The organism is Marinomonas lutimaris, assembly GCF_019426345.1.
GTDB classification, from domain to species: domain Bacteria; phylum Pseudomonadota; class Gammaproteobacteria; order Pseudomonadales; family Marinomonadaceae; genus Marinomonas; species Marinomonas lutimaris.
The window spans coordinates 145,567-167,748 of sequence record NZ_JAHLLW010000008.1 but is presented as its reverse complement, the minus strand read 5'-3'; the positions used below and the strand labels follow the sequence as shown (position 1 = coordinate 167,748).

The 22,182-nt window shown below is 47.0% G+C and carries 20 protein-coding genes; 5 read left to right on the top strand and 15 right to left on the bottom strand.

The features are described from left to right. Positions 1-9: 9 nt before the first annotated feature. On the bottom strand, positions 10-879 hold the full coding sequence (locus KPL72_RS11645; protein ID WP_219702842.1) for a 2Fe-2S iron-sulfur cluster-binding protein: 870 nt from the start codon (positions 877-879) through the stop codon (positions 10-12). 437 nt (positions 880-1,316) lie between these two features. On the opposite strand from KPL72_RS11645, the gene KPL72_RS11640 reads away from it, so the two are divergent. Then, the gene (locus tag KPL72_RS11640) at positions 1,317-1,595 is read left to right on the top strand and encodes a type II toxin-antitoxin system RelE/ParE family toxin (protein ID WP_219702841.1); all 279 of its coding nucleotides are present in this window, start codon (positions 1,317-1,319) and stop codon (positions 1,593-1,595) included. Here KPL72_RS11640 and KPL72_RS11635 read toward each other — a convergent pair. The 10 genes from KPL72_RS11635 to KPL72_RS11590 all read right to left on the bottom strand — a co-directional run bounded on the left by KPL72_RS11635 (position 1,592) and on the right by KPL72_RS11590 (position 12,572). Beyond that, positions 1,592-1,906 carry a helix-turn-helix domain-containing protein gene (locus KPL72_RS11635; protein WP_219702840.1) on the bottom strand — a complete coding sequence of 105 codons (315 nt, stop codon included), beginning with the start codon at positions 1,904-1,906 and terminating at the stop codon, positions 1,592-1,594. The two genes, KPL72_RS11640 and KPL72_RS11635, sit on opposite strands and share 4 nt — an antisense overlap. A gap of 376 nt (positions 1,907-2,282) precedes the next feature. After that, positions 2,283-2,459 carry a hypothetical protein gene (locus KPL72_RS21485; protein WP_219702839.1) on the bottom strand — a complete coding sequence of 59 codons (177 nt, stop codon included), beginning with the start codon at positions 2,457-2,459 and terminating at the stop codon, positions 2,283-2,285. Positions 2,460-2,609: 150 nt separating this feature from the next. Beyond that, complete coding sequence (locus tag KPL72_RS11625) at positions 2,610-3,293, bottom strand: SDR family NAD(P)-dependent oxidoreductase (protein ID WP_219702838.1); 684 nt, start codon at positions 3,291-3,293, stop codon at positions 2,610-2,612. A 150-nt stretch (positions 3,294-3,443) separates the two neighbouring features. Further along, positions 3,444-4,871 carry an aldehyde dehydrogenase family protein gene (locus KPL72_RS11620; protein WP_219702837.1) on the bottom strand — a complete coding sequence of 476 codons (1,428 nt, stop codon included), beginning with the start codon at positions 4,869-4,871 and terminating at the stop codon, positions 3,444-3,446. Between the two features lie 444 nt (positions 4,872-5,315). After that, the gene (locus KPL72_RS11615) at positions 5,316-6,386 is read right to left on the bottom strand and encodes a zinc-dependent alcohol dehydrogenase family protein (RefSeq protein ID WP_219702836.1); all 1,071 of its coding nucleotides are present in this window, start codon (positions 6,384-6,386) and stop codon (positions 5,316-5,318) included. A 198-nt stretch (positions 6,387-6,584) separates the two neighbouring features. Next, positions 6,585-7,007: a hypothetical protein gene (locus KPL72_RS11610; RefSeq protein WP_219702835.1), complete on the bottom strand. Its 423-nt coding sequence runs from the start codon at positions 7,005-7,007 to the stop codon at positions 6,585-6,587. Continuing rightward, the gene (locus tag KPL72_RS11605) at positions 6,994-7,458 is read right to left on the bottom strand and encodes a hypothetical protein (RefSeq protein ID WP_249422218.1); all 465 of its coding nucleotides are present in this window, start codon (positions 7,456-7,458) and stop codon (positions 6,994-6,996) included. The genes KPL72_RS11610 and KPL72_RS11605 overlap by 14 nt, the downstream gene beginning before the upstream one ends. A 51-nt stretch (positions 7,459-7,509) precedes the next feature. Then, positions 7,510-9,816, bottom strand: coding sequence for a TonB-dependent siderophore receptor (locus KPL72_RS11600; RefSeq protein WP_219702834.1), 2,307 nt, complete (start codon positions 9,814-9,816; stop codon positions 7,510-7,512). Positions 9,817-10,105: 289 nt separating this feature from the next. Next, a complete protein-coding gene (locus KPL72_RS11595; RefSeq protein WP_219702833.1) occupies positions 10,106-10,957 on the bottom strand; it encodes an AraC family transcriptional regulator in 852 nt (283 codons plus the stop codon). A gap of 142 nt (positions 10,958-11,099) precedes the next feature. Next, positions 11,100-12,572: an aminoacyl-histidine dipeptidase gene (locus KPL72_RS11590; RefSeq protein WP_219702832.1), complete on the bottom strand. Its 1,473-nt coding sequence runs from the start codon at positions 12,570-12,572 to the stop codon at positions 11,100-11,102. A gap of 222 nt (positions 12,573-12,794) precedes the next feature. Between KPL72_RS11590 and KPL72_RS11585 the strand changes: the two genes are divergently transcribed. Continuing rightward, the gene (locus tag KPL72_RS11585; RefSeq protein ID WP_219702831.1) at positions 12,795-14,444 is read left to right on the top strand and encodes a pectate lyase; all 1,650 of its coding nucleotides are present in this window, start codon (positions 12,795-12,797) and stop codon (positions 14,442-14,444) included. A 146-nt stretch (positions 14,445-14,590) separates the two neighbouring features. On the opposite strand, the gene gorA is transcribed toward KPL72_RS11585, so the two are convergent. Next, on the bottom strand, positions 14,591-15,964 hold the full coding sequence (gene gorA, locus KPL72_RS11580) for a glutathione-disulfide reductase (RefSeq protein WP_219702830.1): 1,374 nt from the start codon (positions 15,962-15,964) through the stop codon (positions 14,591-14,593). A gap of 226 nt (positions 15,965-16,190) precedes the next feature. On the opposite strand from gorA, the gene KPL72_RS11575 reads away from it, so the two are divergent. From KPL72_RS11575 to KPL72_RS11565, 3 genes are all read left to right on the top strand, one after another. After that, complete coding sequence (locus KPL72_RS11575; protein WP_219702829.1) at positions 16,191-16,841, top strand: hypothetical protein; 651 nt, start codon at positions 16,191-16,193, stop codon at positions 16,839-16,841. 138 nt (positions 16,842-16,979) lie between these two features. Then, complete coding sequence (xthA, locus tag KPL72_RS11570) at positions 16,980-17,795, top strand: exodeoxyribonuclease III (RefSeq protein ID WP_219702828.1); 816 nt, start codon at positions 16,980-16,982, stop codon at positions 17,793-17,795. A gap of 179 nt (positions 17,796-17,974) precedes the next feature. Further along, complete coding sequence (locus tag KPL72_RS11565; protein WP_219702827.1) at positions 17,975-18,289, top strand: ArsR/SmtB family transcription factor; 315 nt, start codon at positions 17,975-17,977, stop codon at positions 18,287-18,289. 14 nt (positions 18,290-18,303) lie between these two features. Here KPL72_RS11565 and KPL72_RS11560 read toward each other — a convergent pair whose 3' ends face one another. The 3 genes from KPL72_RS11560 to htpG form a co-directional block, all read right to left on the bottom strand. Continuing rightward, complete coding sequence (locus KPL72_RS11560) at positions 18,304-18,996, bottom strand: alpha/beta fold hydrolase (protein ID WP_249422217.1); 693 nt, start codon at positions 18,994-18,996, stop codon at positions 18,304-18,306. Between the two features lie 24 nt (positions 18,997-19,020). After that, positions 19,021-19,860 carry a DNA ligase gene (locus KPL72_RS11555; protein ID WP_219702826.1) on the bottom strand — a complete coding sequence of 280 codons (840 nt, stop codon included), beginning with the start codon at positions 19,858-19,860 and terminating at the stop codon, positions 19,021-19,023. Between the two features lie 181 nt (positions 19,861-20,041). After that, positions 20,042-21,970, bottom strand: a complete 1,929-nt coding sequence (gene htpG, locus KPL72_RS11550; protein ID WP_219702825.1) for a molecular chaperone HtpG — start codon at positions 21,968-21,970, stop codon at positions 20,042-20,044. Positions 21,971-22,182 lie beyond the last annotated feature (212 nt).

Sequence of the window (22,182 nt, the reverse complement as noted above, 5' to 3'; positions counted from 1 at the left end):
AAAGCCAAGTTACCGAACAAAATGCAACTGATTCGGATGAATCCGCAAAGGACGCAGCAATAAACTCCAATCCTTCGCCGACACGTTTTGGCCATGATAAATAAGTTGTAAGGAAGCACCGCCAGAACTCGCCAGCGCCTCTTGAAGAAAAGTAATCAATGCATCATCCGCCAAACTAAGCGTCAGATCATTATTCGCATACAAAGCAAAATGTCCGAGAAACATCGGCGTGTAATCCAACAAAGTCTCACGCCAATAAGATGCATAAATAGCATTATCAGGAGAAGAAATGACTACAACAGGCGCATCAGCAATATCCATCTCAAACAACAAACGACCTTTGCGCATTCCAGTAGATAACTTAATATCCACCTTATCATCAGACGAAAGCGCTAAGGCACGCAGCCAGTCCTTGTCGCATAACTGCGCTTTATGCAACACTACTTTTAAAGGCGCTCCAGCAGGATTTAACGCCATACATTCATGAAAATGAGCATGCTCATCAATAAAAACAGACGATGATTTGCTAGCAGGAAAGCCAACCGAAACACGATCTCCGAAAGAATCATCACTTGGCCCCAAAAGCGTTAACTCGATAGCTGATTCATTCAAACAAATAGGATTTAAAACAGAAAAAGAAGAAGACACGGCTGGCGTTTGTCGAGTTAAAGACATAGCCGAAGCAACTGAGGTTTGACAAGAAAGGATAGACTCGCAATTGCTCGCATCATAAAGACGACACGCACCACAAGCCCCAGCGCGACAACCGTAACGAACATCCGCACCCTGAGAAAGCAACGACGACAACAAATTGTCACCCAAAACCGCCTCAAACTGCTCATCATCCAATTCTATCGTCAGCACCTGTGAATCCATCATCTAACCTCATCTTCGATTGGGCTATTATGGCATATTCTCACCCACAGACCTTGCCCCCACTTAAAAAAAGAAAAGGCAATACTTGGGAAAAAGCATTGCCTTGGCTATCAAGGTAAAATTAGGAATTTTTAGTAACAACAAAGTGAAATGACATTCCTCACTCGAAACTATCGCCTACCTCGTCGGAATATCATTTCTCTTTGTTTGAGTGGCAATTTGTCTTCAGAATGCTGTTTGACTTCATCAAGGGCTAATATTAATTCTGCAAATAAATTACGATTGCTCATCACGTCATACCACCCTACAAACACAACAAAATACCGCTTATTAAAATATGCAATCTTTCAATGTACAATTGCTCTTTTCATTTATGCAAGGGACTCATGATGAAAAGATTTGCCTTCGTCAGCGATGCAGCTTAACGCGAATACAAAGACTTGCCAGTTACTATTCAAGATGAATTTGGGAAAGATCTAAGAAGACTCCAATTTGGACAGAACCCAGAACTGACAATTGAGCATTTAAATAATATTGGAGCAGGTGTTGTGGAGCTCAAAATCAACGGCAGCCCTGCGTTTCGATGCGTATACGTGGCTAAGTATTTGGATACTATAATTGTTCTGCACTCTTTCACCAAAACGACAAATGGTGTTGACCGGAAAGCAATGAAAATCGCCGAGCAACGCCTAAAAGACTTAAAAACCCAACTTACTTAAGCCACCTGTGCTTTCGATATCGCTATTGAAGCCTCATGTAATGATGGCATTGACATCTGGGTTTTAAAACCTAAGGCATCGAGCATGTCGAACATGGCATCAATGGTAAACTTTTCGATTTTTGCATTTTTCAGATCGGATACTCTGGATTGCTTAATGTTGAGCTTTTCCGCAGCTTCAACCTGAGTCCAACCCTGTTCTTTAATTAGGTTTGATAGCATTATTGATAAATCCATTTTCATTGCCATTTTGCTAGCAACGTCATTGTCATGAGTGACATGAAATGGACTATCGTAAAACTTAAGCGTCATGATGCATCTCCAATATTTGATAACATCCCAATTATATAAAATTTTATATAATTAGCAAATTCTATGAGGATTAAGTTGGAAGGTGGTTTACCCTAAGCTTGGCTCATTGTGTTAAAACGTCGTGAAATAACAATTTTCCTATACCTCAATCAAGAATTCTGCAGATTGATCGCAACGCCAAGCGATAGAAATGTGAACTTAATTTCTTCCTAAGTGTATTAATTACTCTTGTACAACCTTTACCCATTTTGATCGCCACGCTTGCGCTCCATAGGCTCAGGCCAAAACCCTTTTTGCTTGATAATTAAATCATCTTCCACTGTGTGAAAAGTTATAGCACGGGCTTTTTGAATACCATCGGTAATCGAAACATCGGTTACAACCGTTGCACCATCACAGACAATCGAATGAAGTGTAAACTGCCAAATACCGTTAGTAGGATAATAGCAATTAATGGCTGTAAACCCATCCCTGCCAACAATGAGTTCACCAGACTGAGGCCAGAAACCTTCAAAATCAGCACTAAGCCACTTGCTTGCTTTGGCAAAGTCATTTGTTTACATAACATTCCAGAATGATAGAACAACGTCCTTGGGGTTCATTTCTTCTCCGTTGAAAGCAACTTAGGGGCAAATGTTAAAAAATACTATTTTTCATCTGCCCCTAAATTCAATTCCGATGACGGCGCGCATGGAGCCAACATTCAGGCCGTAGCATATGGCCCACTGTAGATGATCTCCGTGTCGGTGACGGAGCCTTCGTGCATCTTCACGAACTCGGCCGCGATCACGTCGGGATCAAGGGCGCTACCCCGGGCCGTTGGGCCGTCTACAGTGAGGAGGCCAACCCGCACACCACTCCCGGCAAGATCCTCGGCCAAAGTCAGGGCCACCGACCGCATTGCAGACTTGCCAGCGCTTAACGTGCCGAAGCCGTTGCCCATCGGATGGAGCGGCATCGAATTTCCGGTAAATAGCAACGAGCCTTCGCCTGCCGCCACCAACGCGGGTGCGAAGTGATAGGCCAGATGCTGCGCCGCAGCAGCGTTCACCAGCAGGCTTCGCGCGAATCCCGCTGGGGAAACCCTGTGTGTCGGCCCCGCCGGCTGAGACGTGAATGCGTTGAACAGCACGACACTCGGGTCGCCCTCTGCCCACTTGCGGATCTCGGGTACGACGGCGTCGATCGACGCGCCGTCTCCGCCATCGGCCACAAATCCTTTCGCGGTCGTTCCGGCTGCCTCGAACTGCGCGACAAGCCGCTCAAGCTTCGAGCTGGTGCGGGCGACGAGGGCGAGCCGGTAGCCCAGTGCTGCGAACTCACGGGCGGCAGCTATGCCGATACCGGGGCCCACGCCAAAGATGACGGCGGTCTTTCTGAGTGACATGGTAATTACATCCTTTTCTTTGATTTGTTTCGAAACGGCCGCATGCGAAGCAGCGGCACCATCATTAAGCGGCTGACATTCGTCGCACCGGTTGCCCCCGGAACCCGCGTAACCGGTCCAGGGGCAATCACGTTACGCTAGTTTCAGGTATCAGTCCGCCTCGTTGAGGCCCACGATGGCTTTGATTTCAAGGAAATCAGCGATAGCCATCGGGCCCCATTCGCGGCCGTTGCCGGACTGCTTGTACCCGCCGAAGGGCGCGGCAAGATCGAGATTGGCATTGTTCAAGAGAACCTGACCGGCTCGCAGGCGGCGTGCCGTGGCGTTGGCCGCGTCGCGTTCGCCCTGAACATAGGCCGAAAGCCCATAGACCGTGTCATTGGCAATCCGCACGGCTTCCTCTTCGTCGGAATAGGCAATGATGACCAGGACTGGGCCGAAAATCTCTTCCCGAGCAATGGTCATGTCGTTGCGCACATCGGCAAAGACCGTCGGTTTGACGTAGAAGCCGGTCTCAAGTCCGTCCGGGCGACCGAGCCCACCGGTCACGAGCCTAGCCCCTTCATCGATGCCAGTCTGGATCAGTCCCTGAATCTTGTTCCACTGCGCTTCGGAAGCCACCGGCCCCATCTTTGCATTGGATGAAGGATGGCCGACCGACCAGGTCTCCGCGGCCGTTCGGGCGTATCTGATCGCTTCTTCGATCTGATCGACATGGACAAGCATACGCGATGGGGCATTGCAGGATTGGCCGCAATTCAGCATGATCTGCGCCACTCCACCCTCGACAGCCGATGCCAGATCAGCGCTGGGCAGGATGATATTCGGCGATTTGCCCCCCAGTTCCTGATGCACCCGCTTGATAGTTCCGGCGGCGCTGCGTGCGACCTGAACACCCGCCGCCGTCGAGCCGGTGAAGGACACAAGGTCGACCTCCGGGTGGCTTGTCAAAGCATTGCCGACGCCTGGGCCATTGCCATGAATGAGGTTGAACACCCCCTTGGGAACACCGGCCTCGTCGAGAATCTCGGCAAAGACCGTAGCGGAGAACGGCGCGATTTCAGATGGCTTTAACACCATGGTGCATCCGGCGGCCAGCGCAGGGGCAACTTTCGAGGCGATCAGCATCATCGGCCAGTTCCACGGCGTGATCAGGGCGCACACACCGACAGCCTCCCGCACAATTGCAGTGGCACCCAGCGGTTCATCGAAACGATAATCCGCCAAAGCAGCCCGTGCGATCTGGAAATGAGCCACGCCGACCGTCGCCTGCAGCTGTTCTGCAAGCCATTGTGGCGCGCCCATTTCTTCGGTGATTGCGACAGCTAAGTCGCCCATTCTCCTTTCATACGCGGCGATGATGCGATCAAAGAGCGCTATACGTTCTGCTACCGACGTCTGTGAGTAGCTCTCGAACGCCTTGCGCGCCGCGGAGACGGCGTTGTCCACGTCATCCGCGTTGCCAAGGGCGACTTGGCCAGCGACGGATCCGTCGGCAGGGTTGATGACTTCGAGCACCGCATCGCTTGACGGCTCTACCCAAGATCCGTCGATATAAAACTGAAGATTATTATGCATCAGAAAAGCTCCATTATTGATGTCGAATCTATAGTATATATTGTAAACCTAGTGTCAATTAGGCACCTTAAGTCGCGCTAGTAGGCCAAAGGATACTGCGGGTAGCCTTGAGAAGGCGCAGGTCTGTTGAAACGCGTCGGCGACCGAAACGGCGAGGGGTCAGAATAGTCAGCGGCCCAAGCGGTTACACCCAGTTCCCGCGCTTTCCCCAGGCTGCGGACGATCGCAATGATGTATGACGCCGACCTTGCCCCGTCCAGATCACACAGTGGAACTGGCCGTTGATGCTGATCACCGCCGAGATACCTCTGGAAGCACGATGGTGTTCAAACCCTCCGAGATTTTGCACGACGCTGGCGTCGGCAAAGGTGTAGATACCAATTTCCAGAGGTTTTCATCCTCGGGTAACGACACCGTGCTGGGCACGGTGCGCACTTGCTGGGCTCAATAGTCGATGATGATCTTCAGTGCCTTTTCGTCGGCCGCATGTTTGAAGACGTCGTAGGCTTTCTCGATCTCGTCGAAGTTGAAGCGATGTGTCGCCATCTTCTCGACAGCTAGCTTGCCGGAGCAACACGACTTCAGTAGCATGCTGGTGGTGTTGGCGTTCACCAGCCCGGTCGTGATAGTCAGGTTGCGAATCCAGAGTTTTTCGATGGCGAAGCTCACCGGCTTACCATGCACACCGACGTTGGCCAGATGGCCACCTTCCTTGACCACGTGCTGGCAGATATTCCAGGTCGGCTCGATACCCACCGCTTCGATCGCGCAGTCTACACCACGGCCATCGGTCAGCGCCAAGATTTTCTCGATAGCATCTTCCTTGGCGGAATTGATGATGTGGGTGGCCCCCAACTCCCTGGCCAGTGCCAAGCGGTTTTCGTCCATATCAATCATGATTATCTGGCTGGGCGAGTAAAGCTGTGCCGTCAATAGGCAGCCCATGCCGACTGGCCCAGCACCTACGATCGCCACGGTGTCGCCCGGCTTGACACCGCCGTTCTGCACACCGATCTCGTGGGCGGTCGGCAGTGCATCGGACAGTAGCACCGCCGCGTCTTCGTTGAGCCCTTCGGGCAGCAGGTATAGCGAGTTGTCGGCAAAAGGCGTGCGCACGTACTCGGCCTGAGTGCCGTCAATCATATAACCCATGATCCAGCCACCGTCATTGCGGCAATGGGAATAGAGCTGCTTCTGGCAGTTCTCACAGGTCCCGCATCGGCTGACGCAGGAAATAATAACCTTGTCGCCCGGCTTGAAGTTCTTGACCGAATCACCGACAGACTCAATGATGCCAATTCCCTCGTGGCCGAGAATACGGCCGTTGAACGCACCGTCGCGGTCCTTGGCCGTCTGCTCGATCTCGGGGTTTTTGCCTTTCCAGATGCCGAGGTCGGTGCCACAGATCGTCGTCCTTGTCATGCGGATGACAGCATCAGTAGCATCGATAATGCTCGGCTTAGTGCGTTCTTCGACGCGAATGTCTTCGGCACCGTAATAGACCATTGCTTTCATGGATTGACTCCTCTCTTTTATTTATATTTAGGCACCTCTTATAACAATGAAAGCATATAAAAATCATTGTGAAATTCGGACATATTATTATTCATTACAGCCAAAATCCCACTTGGATCACAAACATGTCAGGAAGAATGAGGGGCCTGACAGAAGCGTGAGCACAAGCGGGATCGAAAAAATTTGATACGCGCCTGCTCAATGATCAAAAGTGTTGCGGGCATTGGCTGAGGCGGTTTGTCCAGCTAGCAGTTCTCTTGCGATGTCCATGGCCTCTTCACGTGAAGCGGCCAGTAGCAAGGGGTAGCCCCAGAACTTGGAGAACACGAGGGCAAACGCCTTGAACCCCAGACGTTTTGCGATGTTGGGTTCCACCATAATCATCGCCTGAACCAGCTTGCGAAGTTCGGCTTTGTGCCTTTTCATCCAGAGCGCAGTGCGCCTCTTCTCTTCTGGCGAGTGCTCATAGCCTTCCATCGGTGCGGTCTCGCTCAAGAGCACGAACGGCTCCCCGCGCTTCAGATTGGCCTCAAATTCATCGAAGTCCTTCTGCGAATCCTGCCCGTGGGCTTGCCCAATACTTATCCAGACGAAAGGAAATTGTGAACTATTCATCGACATGAGGTGTTCCTTTTAGCTTGAGTTGGCGCCAAGTGACCACGATGGCGCACATACCGGGAAGGGTAATGAAGAAAAGTGCCGAGAAAGCGATGTGCCCGCCATCGCGCAACCCGTCGAACACGCCAGTAAAACTGTTCACGAAGACCAGAAGGCCACCAAGGATCAGTACAGTCCACAGGGAGCGGACGGTTCCGATCAACGCAAGCAAGACCGTGACGATCCAGGCACCGTAGAAGATAGAAAACATCCACAGTGCGCCGGCGTCGAAGGTGATCGCGGGCGTCGTGCCGTTCGCCTTCACATAGTCGTTCACGTAGGAGAAAGACTGGAGCGTCACAAACAGCACAGCACCAACGGCAGTCGTCAACCAAAATAATGCGAGCTTGTTCTGCTGGTGGCTCATAACCGAGTCTTGTGCAGAATATTTCAGGTTTGGTGGGGTATAGTTCATATAAGATCCTTATATATTGCTAATATGTGGAGAGCGAATACGATGGCTGCGCTAGTACTTTACACTGACCGTTGCCATTACATTACGTGACTCTCCATAAAGCATCTGGTTAAAAAAACCATTCATAACGGTGTATTTTTTGTCGAATAGGTTGTTAACGTTAAAGGTCAACTCAACTTTATCTGTGGCAGCATAGCGCGCCATCAGTGACGTCAACGCATAGGGCTTCTGCTCTGCAGTGACCGCTCCGCTTGGGCTGGTGGCCGACTGGTAAAAGCGGCTTTGCCAAGAAATCCCACCACCCACTGTCAGTTTGTTCCATGCCGCCGGAAGCCGGTAGGTAGTGAACAGCCGCGCTGTGGTACGCGGCAATTGGCTACTTAATCTCACATCTGATGAATCGGATCCGGTGAAGTGCGACACCCCAGCGTAGAGATTCCAGTCCTGCATTAACTCACCCTGCACGTCAACGTCGATCCCGCGAGACTTGGTGCCGCTAGCACCGTAATAAGCCTGGGTGCCATCGGAGAGGATCTGTCCCGCATCGATTTGACCTAGGTTATCCAATCGTACTTCAAACAGGGAAACCGACGCGTTCAGGCGCCCGTCAAGATATTCGCCCTTCAGGCCAATCTCCTTGTTCTTGCCCGTCGTGGGTTTGAGCACGTTGCCATCGCTATCGCGGTAGGTCTGTGGATTAAAAGTCTCCGTATAGCTGACATAAGCCGAGTAGGTGTCATTGATGTCGTAAATCAGCCCTGTATAGGGCGTAAACTCGCCTGTTTTTTTGTAGTGGAATCGGGCGCCGTTGGTGTCCTGATCAACCTCGTAGTTGCTAAACCGTCCTCCGATTATGAGCTTCAATGGTTCGGCCAGCGAGAAACGCGCTGCACTATAGATACCACTTTGTTTGGTGGTGATGTCGGTGGGCGTGTAGCCGGCTGCGGCGAAATCTAGCTCAGGGTAGTTGCCATTCCAGTCGTAGATACTACCCATTGAAGTACTCCCAAAAACAAAATCAGTGCTATCCTGATTAGATGTTCGCTTCGATCCCATGACACCCACCACCAGTTCGTGTTGGCGACTGAAAAGCTGGAAGGGGCCAGATGCCATTGCATCAAAACTGTTCTGACGTGTAGAGGTCTTACTCGCCAGACCAACCGGAAATAAGCCCTGGCCAGTTACGCGATCTGGATATCCAGAGCCGCTGAACAGCTTTGCATTGGAGTCGGTCTCCTGATGTGTAAACACAGCACGCGCTGTCCAGTCATTGTCAAAATGGTGCTCGATACTCGAAAAAATTGTCTGCAGTGAGTTGTCCCAGCCGCTCCAGTCAGCAGCCAAGGACTTAGAACGCGGCCAGTTGGCTTTTGTACCGTCGCTGAACCAGATTGGCATGCCTCCCCATGTCGTGCCGTCGGCTCGGATGTCCTGATTGTCGTAGCCCAAACTAAAGATCGTATTAGGTGTAAGATCCGCCTCGATAACACCATAAAACGCATCTTTATTTTGCTGATAACGGTCGATGAAAGAGTCTCGATCCTGATAAACTCCCACTAGTCGTGCTCGGATGCGACCGTCCTCGGTCAGCGGTGTCGATACATCGACCATACCGCGATAGTTGTCCCAAGAGCCGGCGCTGACCGATGCAGAAGTTGATAACTCGCGCGTTGGGCGTTTACGCACCAAGTTCACTGAAGCCGATGGATTGCCTGCGCCAGTCAGTAAACCAGTAGCGCCGCGTACGATCTCGATGCGATCGTAAAATTCAGTATCCAAGAAGCTGGTTCCCTCAAAATAGGCCGTCGGGATGCCGTCAAACTGGAAGCTGTCGATCTGGAAGCCCCGCGAATAGAAACTCACCCTTTCGGTGTCGTTTGTGCTTGAGGATATTCCAGTACTGTTTTCCAGCACATCTTTGACTGAGTTCAGTTTCTGGTCCTCCATGCGCTGGCGGGTGATAATCACCACTGATTGCGGCGTCTCGCGCAATGATAGAGGCAGGCGGGTCGCAGCCGCCGTTTCGTCCGTGGTATAAGATCCTGTACCTTCGGTGGTCGGCGTCTCCATGCGCCCCGTTACGCTGATGACCTCCATGCGCTCCGTTACGTTGGTGGTTGGTAAAGCTGCTTCCTCTTGAGAATTTTTTCCCGATTTGGTTTGATTCTGCTCTGATTCAGCAGCGAATGCGCTCTGCGTGTTAATGAGAACAGCTGCCGAAAGTGCCGAGCCTAACACAAGGCGAGGTGTACTCTTTGCAGTACCTTTGTTCGCTTCATCAAATTGGGGATAGACGGCTCGGTCTGCGCACCTGTTAATTGACCAACGTGACTTCCAAGTAGTTGTGAGTTTTTTCATAAACAATACTCATTTGCATTTAGATACCTTATTTAACAATGAAGACAAAGGGGAGTCATTGCGAAATCCGGACAGATTATTGTTCAATACGGCCAAATGTACTTGCTCCAATGCTTTTAGCTGTATTGAAAAATAAATTGTCTTAATTTCGTAATATGGAAGTGTGTTTTCGCGGGTAGCTGCCCGAATTTTTCAATCTATCGGCTTCATCAGAAATGCTGACAGCGATGCCGTGTCAAAGCATTGCTCAATTCAGACAATCTTGTGGATTGGATCGCCGTCGATCCAATCAGGAGGAAATTTGCTCGGTGAGTATGATACCGGGCACGGAAACAGGCTCTGTGCCAATTGTTCGATCAGAGAGGTATCGAGCCGGAGGCTTACCAACCGCCTTGCGGAACATGGTGACGAAGCCGCTAGCATTCTCATAACCCAATTCCAACGCCACCGTCTGCACGCTTTCGCCTTTGGTCAGGCGTTGAAGTGAAAGGATCACATGCAGTTGCCGACGCCAGCGACCGAAACTCATGCCGATTTCGTGCATCAGAAGACGACTCATGTTACGTTCGCTCATGCCTATGCGGGTAGCCAAATCGCCCTTCAATGTTTTGTCTGTGGGGTCGGACAGCAGCATTTCCGCGAGCCGACGCAATCGAGGATCGCGTGGCATCGGCAGATGGAGATCTTCTACTGGAGCCGCCGCCAATTCATCCAGTAATGTGGCGATCAGTCGGTCTTCCCGTCCCCCCAGCGCATACAGCTCAGGAAAACCCACCACCTTCAGGAGCAACTCATGTAGCAGCGGCGATACCGAAATCGTGCAACAGTTTTTTGGAAGCTCCAGTGTGGCATCGGGCTCAACAAACAGGCAATAACACTCCGTTTCACCCGATCCTCTGGCCGAGTGGGACAAGTTTCCCGGTATCCATACAGCGCACTGCGGCGGCACTATCCAGATGCCGTCATCGACTTCGCAGTTGAGGATGCCGCGAACGGAGTAAAGCAGCTGCGCCTTATGGTGCTGATGCCTCGCATGTTCCCAGCCCTTTGTTACCGACGTGGCACTCAGGGCGACAACAGGCCGAGGGACGTTATCAACGTCCCTGACCACTGTCAGATCAGTGATGGCAATGCTTGACATGATACGTGTTGAGCCTCTGTTCGAAAATGAGGTATTGGCCTAAATGAAAAGTATTGTGGCAAAATTATGCAAAGACATCTAGCCTTAATTTGAATAACCTGCGATTAACTCTGCTGGCTACCATGTGCGTAAGCCCAAAGAACTAGTGCTGTGGCACAGATTCTAAAAGAGCCACAAGTAGTCGCCAAAAATCCCCAACGGAGTCTATCTCCATGCGCTCAGTTGGTGAATGGGCACCACGGATATTCGGGCCAAAGGAGACCATTTCCATGCCTGGGTATTTTGCGCCGATGATACCGCATTCAAGACCAGCGTGAATCACTTTCACATTGGCTTCATGACCCATAACCTCAGTGTGCACTGTTAAGAAATGCTTGAGCAAGCCTGCTTTTGTATCTGGACGCCAGCCTGGGTAACCGTTTTCTAGCTTCACGTCTGCTTGGATCAAGGAGAAGGCAGATTTTGCCACGTAAGCAAGGTGCTCTACGGCTGAATCCACAAGGGAGCGCACTAACAAACAGGCATCAAAGACTTTTTTGCCATCTGCCGTGTTACGCAGGTTGATCACGCCAAAGTTGCAGGAGGTTTCTGTTACGCCTTCCAAGTCAGCGCTCATGCGATGAACACCGTGAGGCGCGCAGTACATGGCATTTAACAAGGCGTCTTTATCGTTTGCTTCCAGTTCAGTATCCAATTCAGCGGTTTCTAACGTCACCATCAAATTCGCTTCCGTGGTAATAAATTCTGCCTTAGTGGCTTTTTCGAACTCTTCGATAAAAGCAAATAACTTGGCTTGGTCTTTGTCACTTATATTAATCGTCGCTACGGCGTCTCGAGAAATAGCGTTGCGCAGTGTTCCACCAGTAAACGAGCTTAAACCAAAGTCACAGCGCTCTTTGAGAAGGTTTAACAAGCGCACAATAAGCACGTTCGCACTGGCGCGGCCTTTATGAATATCCAAACCTGAATGTCCGCCACGTAAGCCCGACACAGTTATTTTGAACGCTTTCTTATCACTGCCAGTCGCCACAATGGGATATTGTTTTGCCACATTGATGTCCATGCCACCAGCACAGCCGATGTACACATCACCGCGATCCTCTGAATCCAAGTTCAATAAGATTTTGCCTTTCAGAATGCCCTCTTCAAGCTGCAATGCACCACGTAAGCTGGTTTCTTCTTCGATGGTAAATAAGGCTTCAATTGGCCCGTGAGCTAAATCAGTCGATTCCAATACAGCCATCGCAGCAGCCACACCAATGCCATTATCAGCACCAAGCGTTGTTCCGGTGGCTTGAACCCAGCCATCGATCACTTGAGTGATAATCGAGTCTTTGGTGAAGTCGTGGTCAATATCAGCGTTCTTTTGCGCCACCATGTCCAAGTGGCCTTGTAAGACGACGGTTTCTCTGTCTTCCATGCCTTTGCTCGCGGCTTTGCGAATTAGCAGGTTTCCCACTGGGTCAACATAGGTTTCATGGCCTAAATCCGTCGCCCATTGAATTAGATGCTCTCTTAATGCTGCTTCGTGATATGACGGACGCGGTGTATTACATAATGTTTGGAAATGACGCCAAATGGCTTTTGGCTCTAGTGTGGCTAAAACGTCGTTCATACTGCTCTCTTAGTATTTTTTCATTAGTACCTAATTGTGTTAGGAACATTAAAGAAGAGCATGAGTAGAGGCAATCGAAATTAAGACTACGCCGATAGAGAAAACGTATGTGCCGCTATATCGACCTTTCAAAACAAAAATAAAACAATGTTTTAATTTTTTATGGAGACTAACAATAATCTCCTTTAGTATGATAGAAAGAATAAAAAACGGATAAACACAATGCAAAAAATGCTGGACTATTTAACCCACTACGCTGACACCATTCTTCAAAACTATCGTGACCCGTACCACGGAACACCGCTTTTCTTTGATGGCTGCAACACATTTAATGGCAAACCGGTGACGTGGAAAAATACGGACGGCGCCGAGTGGGAACCCTCCAACATTGCCAGCCAACAAAATTTGTTCCGCTTTTTTTGTGGATTGAGTGCGTTAACTAATCAGCAAAAATACAAACAAGCTGCACAAGATGCTATTCAGTGGCACTTTGACAATGCCGATTCAAGTGGCCTTATTCGTTGGGGCGGTCACTCTTTTCTGGATTTGAAAACGCTCAATACCGTAGGGCCAGAAAACAAAAATATGGTGCACGAACTTAAACATCATTGCCCGTTTTATGAACTCATGTATGAAACCAATCCAACCGCCACCAGCCGAATGATCAAGGCGATTTGGAACTGTCATGTGACAAACTGGGATAACATGGAAATGTCTCGCCACGGCAGCTACGGATTAGAATTCGATGAAGCAATTTTTTGGGATAGACCACAAAATAAACACCTAGAGCCACTCCGCGAAATGAAAGGTTTGTCTTTTGTGAATATCGGTAACGATCTCGTGTTCAGCGCAGGAATGCTCTCTAAGCTAGATCGCGATGAAAAAGCCCTTTCTTGGGCAGAGTTTTTAATGAGTCAATACGTCAACAGCCGTCACCCAGACACCAAGCTTGGTTGCTACCAATACAATCGCCCATTAAAAACAGGCGACGCGCCAGAAGACGAAAAAGACCCACAATACACCTTCTCATTTTGGGGCGACAGAGCCCAACGTCAATTTGGTCCAGAATACGGCGATGTGGCGAAAGAAGCTTGGGTATTGTTCAAGATGGATGAAGAGGCTCTTAATGGGCCAGAAGGAATTTATGGGGACTGCGGTCTAGCGCAAACCCTGCTCGCAAGAGAGCTTGGTAAGGATGGCAAACAGCTATTAGATTGGACGACGGAAGGCTTGGAGGCCTGGGCGTATTACGCCTACGATGCCAATACAAATGAAATCAAGCCCATGTTCGCCGATGGCAAAGACCTAACAGGACAACAAATTCCTCGTTACGGTTATTATGGTAAAAAGGGCGTAGAAATTATTCGTCGCCCTGTTCCTTCTCATGTTTTTCTTGCTTACGTCACTAACTGGATAGAAAACTGTTCGGTTGGGAACCAGAGCAATATCATTTGGGCTACCGTCTGTGCTATGGCAAAACATTTTGATCTTGGCAACTGGGTAAGCGATGAACCAAACGTCAATCTGGAAACCCAGGCAGACGAACCGCTTTTCTTGTTCGCAGCCTTAGAAATGCATCAAGCGACCAAAAAGGCGAGTTATTTAGCGCTTGCTGAAAAGCTGGGGGGAAATATCTTTCAACGTAGTGCCAATCGAGATTTTTTTACCACTAGTCATGATCACATTAACTGCCGATTCGACGATATCGAACCGCTCGCCCTACTCAGCCTCATTGCGGCAAAACAAGGTCAACGTGAATTGGTGCCGATTTATCGCAGCCGAGGTGGATACATTCATGGAGACATGATGATGCCCGATGGCAGCATCAAAAATACCATGGATGTTAAATCGATTTACTCTTGCACTCTATAAACAGAATTAAGATAAGCAATATTAAGAAAACACGCGATAACCAAAACAAAAAAGACGCCCCGATAAAATTTACCGAGGCGTCTTTGTTAAGGTCATTAACTGAGCCGATGCCGTTGAGCCAGTAAGGCCGAGCTTGTGTTTTCGTCTTATTTTTTCTTTAAAGACGCAGCAGAGAAGGTAACAAATTCTTCAGCGCTTGTTGGGTGAACACCCACGGTATCGTCGAAGTCCGCTTTGGTTGCTCCAGCTTTGATCGCAATACCTAAGCCTTGAATGATCTCACCAGAGTAATCTCCCACCATGTGTGCGCCAATGACTTTGTCGTCCACATTGTTCACCAATAGCTTCATCAAAGAACGTGATGTGCCGCCGCTTAATGTGTGCTTCATAGGACGAAAATCCGTTTGATAAACTCGGAAGTCTAGACCACGTTTTTCAGCTTCTTGTTCGGTTAATCCGACAGTACCGATAGCTGGCTGGCTGAAGACAGCGGTTGGAATATTGTCGTAATCAAAGTCCACTTCTTTGCCATCGAACCAATAAGCGATAAGCGCCATGGCTTCTTTGATAGCAACAGGCGTTAGCTGAATATTGTCGGTCACGTCCCCAAGGGCAAAAACACTTTTCGCAGACGTGGTGAAATTCTTATCAATAATCACTGCGCCATTTTTGCCGGTTTTAACACCCGCTTTTTCAAGCTCCAACGAAGCAACATTTGGTACGCGACCGGTTGCATAAAGAATGAGACCAAATTCTTCCGAGTGACCATCTTTAAAATGCACCGTTCGAGCACCGTTTGGATTAGTCGTATCGGCAAGCTCAATACTTTCAACGTCCGTATTCAAACGCACATCAATACCAGACTTTTTGTATTCTTCACTGGCAAAATCGCGGACATCTTGGTCAAAGCCACGAAGTAGCTGATCACCACGATAAGCAAGGCTAGTATCAACCCCCAGACCATTCAAAATCCCCGCGAATTCAACGGCAATATAACCACCGCCAACAACAAGGGCTTTTTTAGGCAGCTCTTCTAGGAAGAACATTTCGTTAGAGCTAACAACTAAATCGCTGCCTTTGAATTCAGGAATAAAAGGCTTAGCACCAACGGCGATCAAGATACGTTCCGCTGTGTAGGTTTTTCCATCCACCATGACGGTGTGCTCATCTACAAAGCTCGCATAACCCGTTATAAGTTCAACACCAGCATTACCAAGCAAATTGCCATAAATGCCGTTTAGACGCTGAATTTCTTTGGTTTTGTTATCACGTAAAACAGACCAGTTAAATTCTACACCTTGATGAGACCAACCAAAGCCTGCCGCTTCTTCAAAGCCATGACCATATTCAGAACCATAAACAAATAGCTTTTTAGGCACACAACCAATGTTAACGCAAGTTCCACCTAATGCGCTGCCTTCGGCAACCGCAACTTTATAACCTTTGGATGCCGCAACACGGCTAGCACGAACGCCACCTGAACCGGCGCCAATAACAAATAAGTCGTACTGATAAGACATTCTTAGTCTCCAAAATCATTCATGATGTAATATGAGGGCAGTTTAACAGCCCCAACCCCTTAGAAGAAGGCTGAACCAGAAATAGCGATGCTGTAGATATTCATTTCTCTTTAGATGCACATAACGAACTTAAAAAATGTATCGTCAAAGGCGACTACGGTATCATTAAACAAACGATAATTTTACCAACAAATCTCACCAAAAGATCATACTACAAGGAAGTTACATGCCCGATTTCATTATCCTAGTTTACATCGCCATCATGGCGTTTTACTTTTTCCAAAAAGACGATGGTAAGTCCTTCTTTATTATAATGGCGTTACCATTTATTCCGCTCTTTAATGACGATTATTGGCTTTGGCTACAACTAAGTGCGGCATTAAGTGTCATGCTCTTAATTATTGAGGGGTACAAAGCAGGCCCGACCGCTGGCGGTGCTGTGGTTGCTTTTTTCTTTTTCTCTGTTGGTGCCTTTGTTGTAAGCATCATTATCAAGACAGCATGGACATTCCTTTCGGACTTCAGCTTTTCGACTTTTCATTTAAATAATCCACTTAGTTATGAATGGCCAACTTATGTGATTGCCCTGTATGGACTTGCTGTTGCTCTTTCTCTTGTAACTATTTTTCGCAGTAATAAGGAAAGTTTAGAGTTAACACACATCCATATTTCTGCCTTTGCCTTTGCCGCTCTACCGCATTTTTGCGGGTCATTCCTCTATGGTATGGTATTAAGTTTAGGCCTATTTGCTATATTGTTTTTACTCTCCATAATCAGAAAAATAAATCCAGAACAACGTTTCCTTTTTGCCTACACCACACTAGGCATCATTCCTGGAAGTTTTCTTCTAAAAGGAATCATGGTCGCCTTTTTTTAAATTATCGATGTTGTCATTAACGGATCATAGGCTCCACTTTATAAGAGACAAAAGAATCTATAGCAATGACCTGTAAATCCCTTTATGACTCCTACGCAACTGGGTATCATTAAGAAAATTCGCTATGGAATCATTCAGATGAAATTTGTCTCTTTTAATATCAATGGTCTACGTGCACGACCACATCAAATAGAAGCATTAGTAGAAAAACACGCGCCAGATGTCATTGGCTTGCAAGAAATCAAGGTACACGACGACGCTTTCCCTCACGAAATTCCTAAGTCTATTGGCTATCACGCTTACTATTACGGACAGAAATCTCACTACGGCGTTGCTATTTTTAGTAAACAAGAAGCCACTAGCGTTGAGTATGGCTTCCCTGGTGATGATGAAGATGCTCAGCGTCGTATGATCATTGCGACATTTGATACGCCACAAGGCCCAGTAAAAGTACTGAATGGTTATTTTCCCCAAGGTGAAAGTCGTGACCATGAAACCAAGTTTCCAGCGAAACGAAAATTTTATGCTGACTTAATGGAATACCTTGCAGCACACTCCCCTAATGAAAAAATCATTGTGATGGGAGACATTAATATCTCCCCAACGGATTTAGATATCGGCATTGGCGAGCCAAATGCAAAGCGTTGGTTAAAAACAGGTAAATGTAGCTTCTTACCAGAAGAAAGAGAGTGGTTTGCGACGTTGGCAAACTGGGGATTAACAGATACCTATCGCCAACTTAATCCGACAAAGAATGATCGCTTTAGCTGGTTTGACTATCGCTCAAAAGGCTTTGAAGACACGCCAAAGCGCGGCTTAAGAATTGACGTTATCATGGCCTCAAATGGACTAACACCTTACTTAGAAGATTCCGATGTGGATTATGATTTACGATCGTTAGAAAAGCCTTCCGATCACGCTCCAATCTGGACTAGCTTCAATCTGAGCAAATAAAAGTCATCAAGGCGGTCATTGTGCAAATATCATACAAAACCATATAATGACCGTCTTACTTGATAAGAGCTGCTACTCAACACCACTAGTCCCAGTCTTATCCACAGACAATGTGGATGGTTTTATTTTTAACACAAAGCTCAGCGTGTCATTTGCCGCATTAGAAACGAGAAACAACCATGAACAATGAAACACTTACAATGGAAGATATGCTGCAACAATCATCACAAGCGGCTACATTTTTAAAAGCATTGAGCAACGAAAACCGTCTGATGATTTTATGTCACATACTGGATCAAGAATTGTCTGTGACGGCTTTAAATGAAAAGCTACCTTTAAGCCAATCTGCCCTATCTCAACATTTAGCTGTGTTGCGAAAAGATGGGCTCGTTAACACTCGTCGCGAGTCCCAAACTATTTTTTACAGCATTGGCGACCACCGCGTAAAAGAACTAATCAAAACACTGCATAACCTATTTTGCCCTACACTTTAAAACAGATAAGAATTTTATAAGTAAAACTCTTTCAGTAAATCCGCCAGTAAGACAGGCTGCTCTAAAGGCAACATGTGCCCGCAATCATCGACTGTGCGAATATTAAGATTCTTTGACTCTTTTATCTTGTCTATTACCACTCTCGACAATAACGAATCATCACTGCCTACCGCAAAAAACAACGGACACTTAACTTTTTCAAGCGCCGACAATAAATCTGGACGAACTAAGCTACTTTTCAATTGCTGAATAAAAACAGCCTCACCAAGCACCTTATCCATGGTAAAAATAATTTCCAAAAGCTCACTTTTGTCTTTGTTAGACGCCCCAAGCATGGCGGTGGCCTTTTTCTTTGGTATGCCGTTATAACCTTGCCTTGTCACCCAGTTAAGCGCGACTTCACGTTGCTGTCGTTCTGACTCTAACAAGCCACTTGCCGTATTAGACAAGACCATCAATCGATTCACACGTTCGGGATATTTAAGTACAAAGGCACAAGCTAAATATCCTCCCATAGAAAAGCCCAACAGATTAATAGGCTCTGCAGGCAAGGTCTCAGCCAAAGCATCGATTATGGCTTCGATTGTGTCTTTCATAGGAATAGGAACATGCCGTAAAGTTAACGATGCCCTAACCTCACCTTGTGTTAAATTCCAAAGCTGCTCATCACACATAGTACCGGGCAAGCAGTAAATATTCGTTAACAAGTCCAATCCCCTTGAACCTAAAGATTAATATTCTGTATCTCGCAATCGTTGAAAGCTAGCAAACCTAGGAATGCCTCGCTCAGTAAAACCATGATATTTATAAACAATATAATCCCCTATATTGGGAGGAGTGTTACGTTCTTTATCTGAAAAACCGCTGCCTATTTTAAAGCGCACACCAGATGGCATTTCCACTAACACAGACCCCATCATGCCATCGTACTTACCTGTGCCATTTAAGATTGCAATAACCTTAGCATCAGCCTCCATATGTGGCTTTAACTTGAGCAAGTTATCCGTGCGACCTGTTTCGAAACGAGCTAATTTCCTATGTAACATCAAACCTTCTGAGCCTTTGTTTACATAAGCAGTCAGCATATTATGAAGCACTTCGTTATTACTCACAGAGAACTGTTCAACAGGGAGAACATGAGGTAGGTCTAGAATAGTCAGCAGACGCGAATAACGTTTGTATCTTTCCTCAAACGTCATATTTCGTTCTCGGTCAGGCGCATCAAACACCATGTAATAAATCTTACGCCATTCGCTGTCTACTGGAATTTGCTTCCTAACAGTCGACATAATAAATTCAAAATCATTATGCTTAGACCAAAGCTCCCCATCCAACCAAACACGTGGCAATTTATCGGTAAACCATTTAGGGGCAAAAATTGGATTCCCTTGCCGAGTAATGAGTTTTTCTCCCGTCCAGATAGCGCGGATGCCATCGTATTTTTCACTCACAAGATACTCTTCCACATGAGCATCTTCAGAAAATACAGTCGCCAATTGCACATCAGGTTGCGCAAAAAGAACTAAGGGAAACAAGAATAGCCATAAAACCAAACATCTTTTCTGAAACATGATTCACTCCTTTGATAATAAAAGCGCTATTCCATAGCACTTGATTACGCTAAACGATTTTATACCAAGAATCAAACCCTTCGCGCTACGGTCTTCGTACGACACAGTTCGACCGTAGAAAACGAAAAAGCCCATATTTGTCACCAAATATGGGCTTAGGTCTTACTACTATAAAACGCTATTATTTGCTTAGCTGAACGATCAACTTGTTCATGCGACTAACAAATGTTGCCGGATCTTCTAGTTGACCACCTTCAGACAAGGTAGCTTGTTCGAACAACAACCAAGCCATATCTGCAAAGCGCTCTTCATCTGTTTCAGAATCCATCTTAGCAACGATTGGGTGATCTGGGTTCACTTCCAATGTTGGTTTAGACTCAGGAAGCTTCTGACCTGCTTGCTCAAGCAAACGGCGCATCTGCAGACCCATATCGTATTCACCAACCACCAAGCACGCAGGAGAGTTAGTCAAACGGTCAGTTGAATTCACACCAGCAACTTTTTCATTTAACACTGCTTTCATACGATCAAGAAGTGGCTTCATTTGCTCAGCCTTTTCTTCTTTCTCTTTCTTCTCTTCTTCGTTCTCTTGATCAGCTAAGTCTAACTTGCCTTTGGTAACGTCCTGGAAAGATTTGCCTTCAAACTCTTGTAAAGAAGACATCATCCATTCGTCGATACGATCACTCAACAACAAGACTTCAAAGCCTTTTTTACGCAAGATTTCTAAGTGCGGACTGTTTTTCGCTGTGTTGTGGCTCTCGGCATAAATGTAGTAGATCTTATCTTGGCCTTCAGTCATACGCTCGATGTAGTCAGCCAAAGACACAGTTTGCGCTGCTGCATCAGTGTGAGTCGAACTGAAACGCAACAAGCTTGCAATCTTGTCTTTATTGCCCATGTCATCAGCTGGACCTTCTTTGATGACGTTACCGAATTCATCCCAGAATTTTTGGTAATCTTCTGGCTCGTTTTTCGCCATCTTAGCTAACATGTCCAACACACGTTTCGTCAACGCGGAACGCATAGAGTCAACCGCATTATCGTTTTGCAAAATTTCACGAGACACGTTCAAAGACAAGTCGTTAGAATCCACGACACCTTTTACGAAACGCATGTAAGGCGGTAGGAAAGCTTCTGCTTCATCCATAATAAATACACGCTGAACATATAATTTCAGGCCGCGTTGCATATCACGATTCCAAAGATCGTACGGTGCCTTAGAAGGAATATACAACAAGCTTGAGTATTCCAACTTACCTTCAACTTTATTGTGTGACCACTTCAAAGGCTCTTGGTAATCATGAGAAATGTGCTTATAGAACTCTTGGTATTCTTCGTCCGTGACTTCATTACGTGGACGAGTCCAAAGTGCTTTTGCAGAGTTAACTGCTTCATATTCTGGCGCTTTGTTTTCATCAACTGGTTTAGGATTGCCCTCTTCGTCCATTTCTGGATAAACAGGCTTTTCCATTTCTACAGGAATAGAAATATGGTCAGAATATTTGGTTACCAAATGACGTAGGCGGAAGTTATCAGCAAAATCTTTTTCATCTGCTTTAAGGTGAAGTGTGATACGCGTGCCGCGAGTTTCTTTATCGATGTTTTCGATAGTGAATTCACCGGAACCATCAGATACCCAACGCACAGCCTGGTCAGCAGCAACGCCTGCACGACGCGTTTCAACAGTCACTTTATCGGCAACAATGAAAGCGGAATAAAAACCCACACCAAATTGACCAATTAGCTGGCTGTCTTTTTTCTGATCGCCGCTCAATTGCTCTAGAAAAGAAGAAGTACCGGATTTTGCAATCGTACCAAGGTTGGTAATCGCCTCTTCACGGGACATACCAACGCCGTTATCGTCAATAACAACCGTATTCGTCTCTTTATCAAATTCGATACGGACACGTAGGTTTGGATCTTCTGCGAGAAGGTCTGCGTTAGCGACAGACTCAAAACGAAGCTTATCTACTGCATCGGATGCGTTAGAAATAAGCTCTCGTAGAAAGATCTCTTTGTTGGAGTACAAAGAGTGGATCATCAAATGCAGTAGTTGTTTAACTTCTGTTTGAAACCCTAACGTTTCTTTTTGAGTATCAGTTGCCATGTTGTAGCTTGCTCCTATTTGAATGAACCTTCGGACAAAATCCAAAGGCGTATTTCGTTTCACTTGTGACTCATAGATAAAGCCTCTTAGAGCAATTTCAAGAGGCCAACTCGCTAAAAGAAGCAAAAAGTCACAATGAATTTATGGATATAAACAAGTTAGATGAATTATTAAAGGAGAAAAGAAGATACCTGATTATTTTACAATCAGGC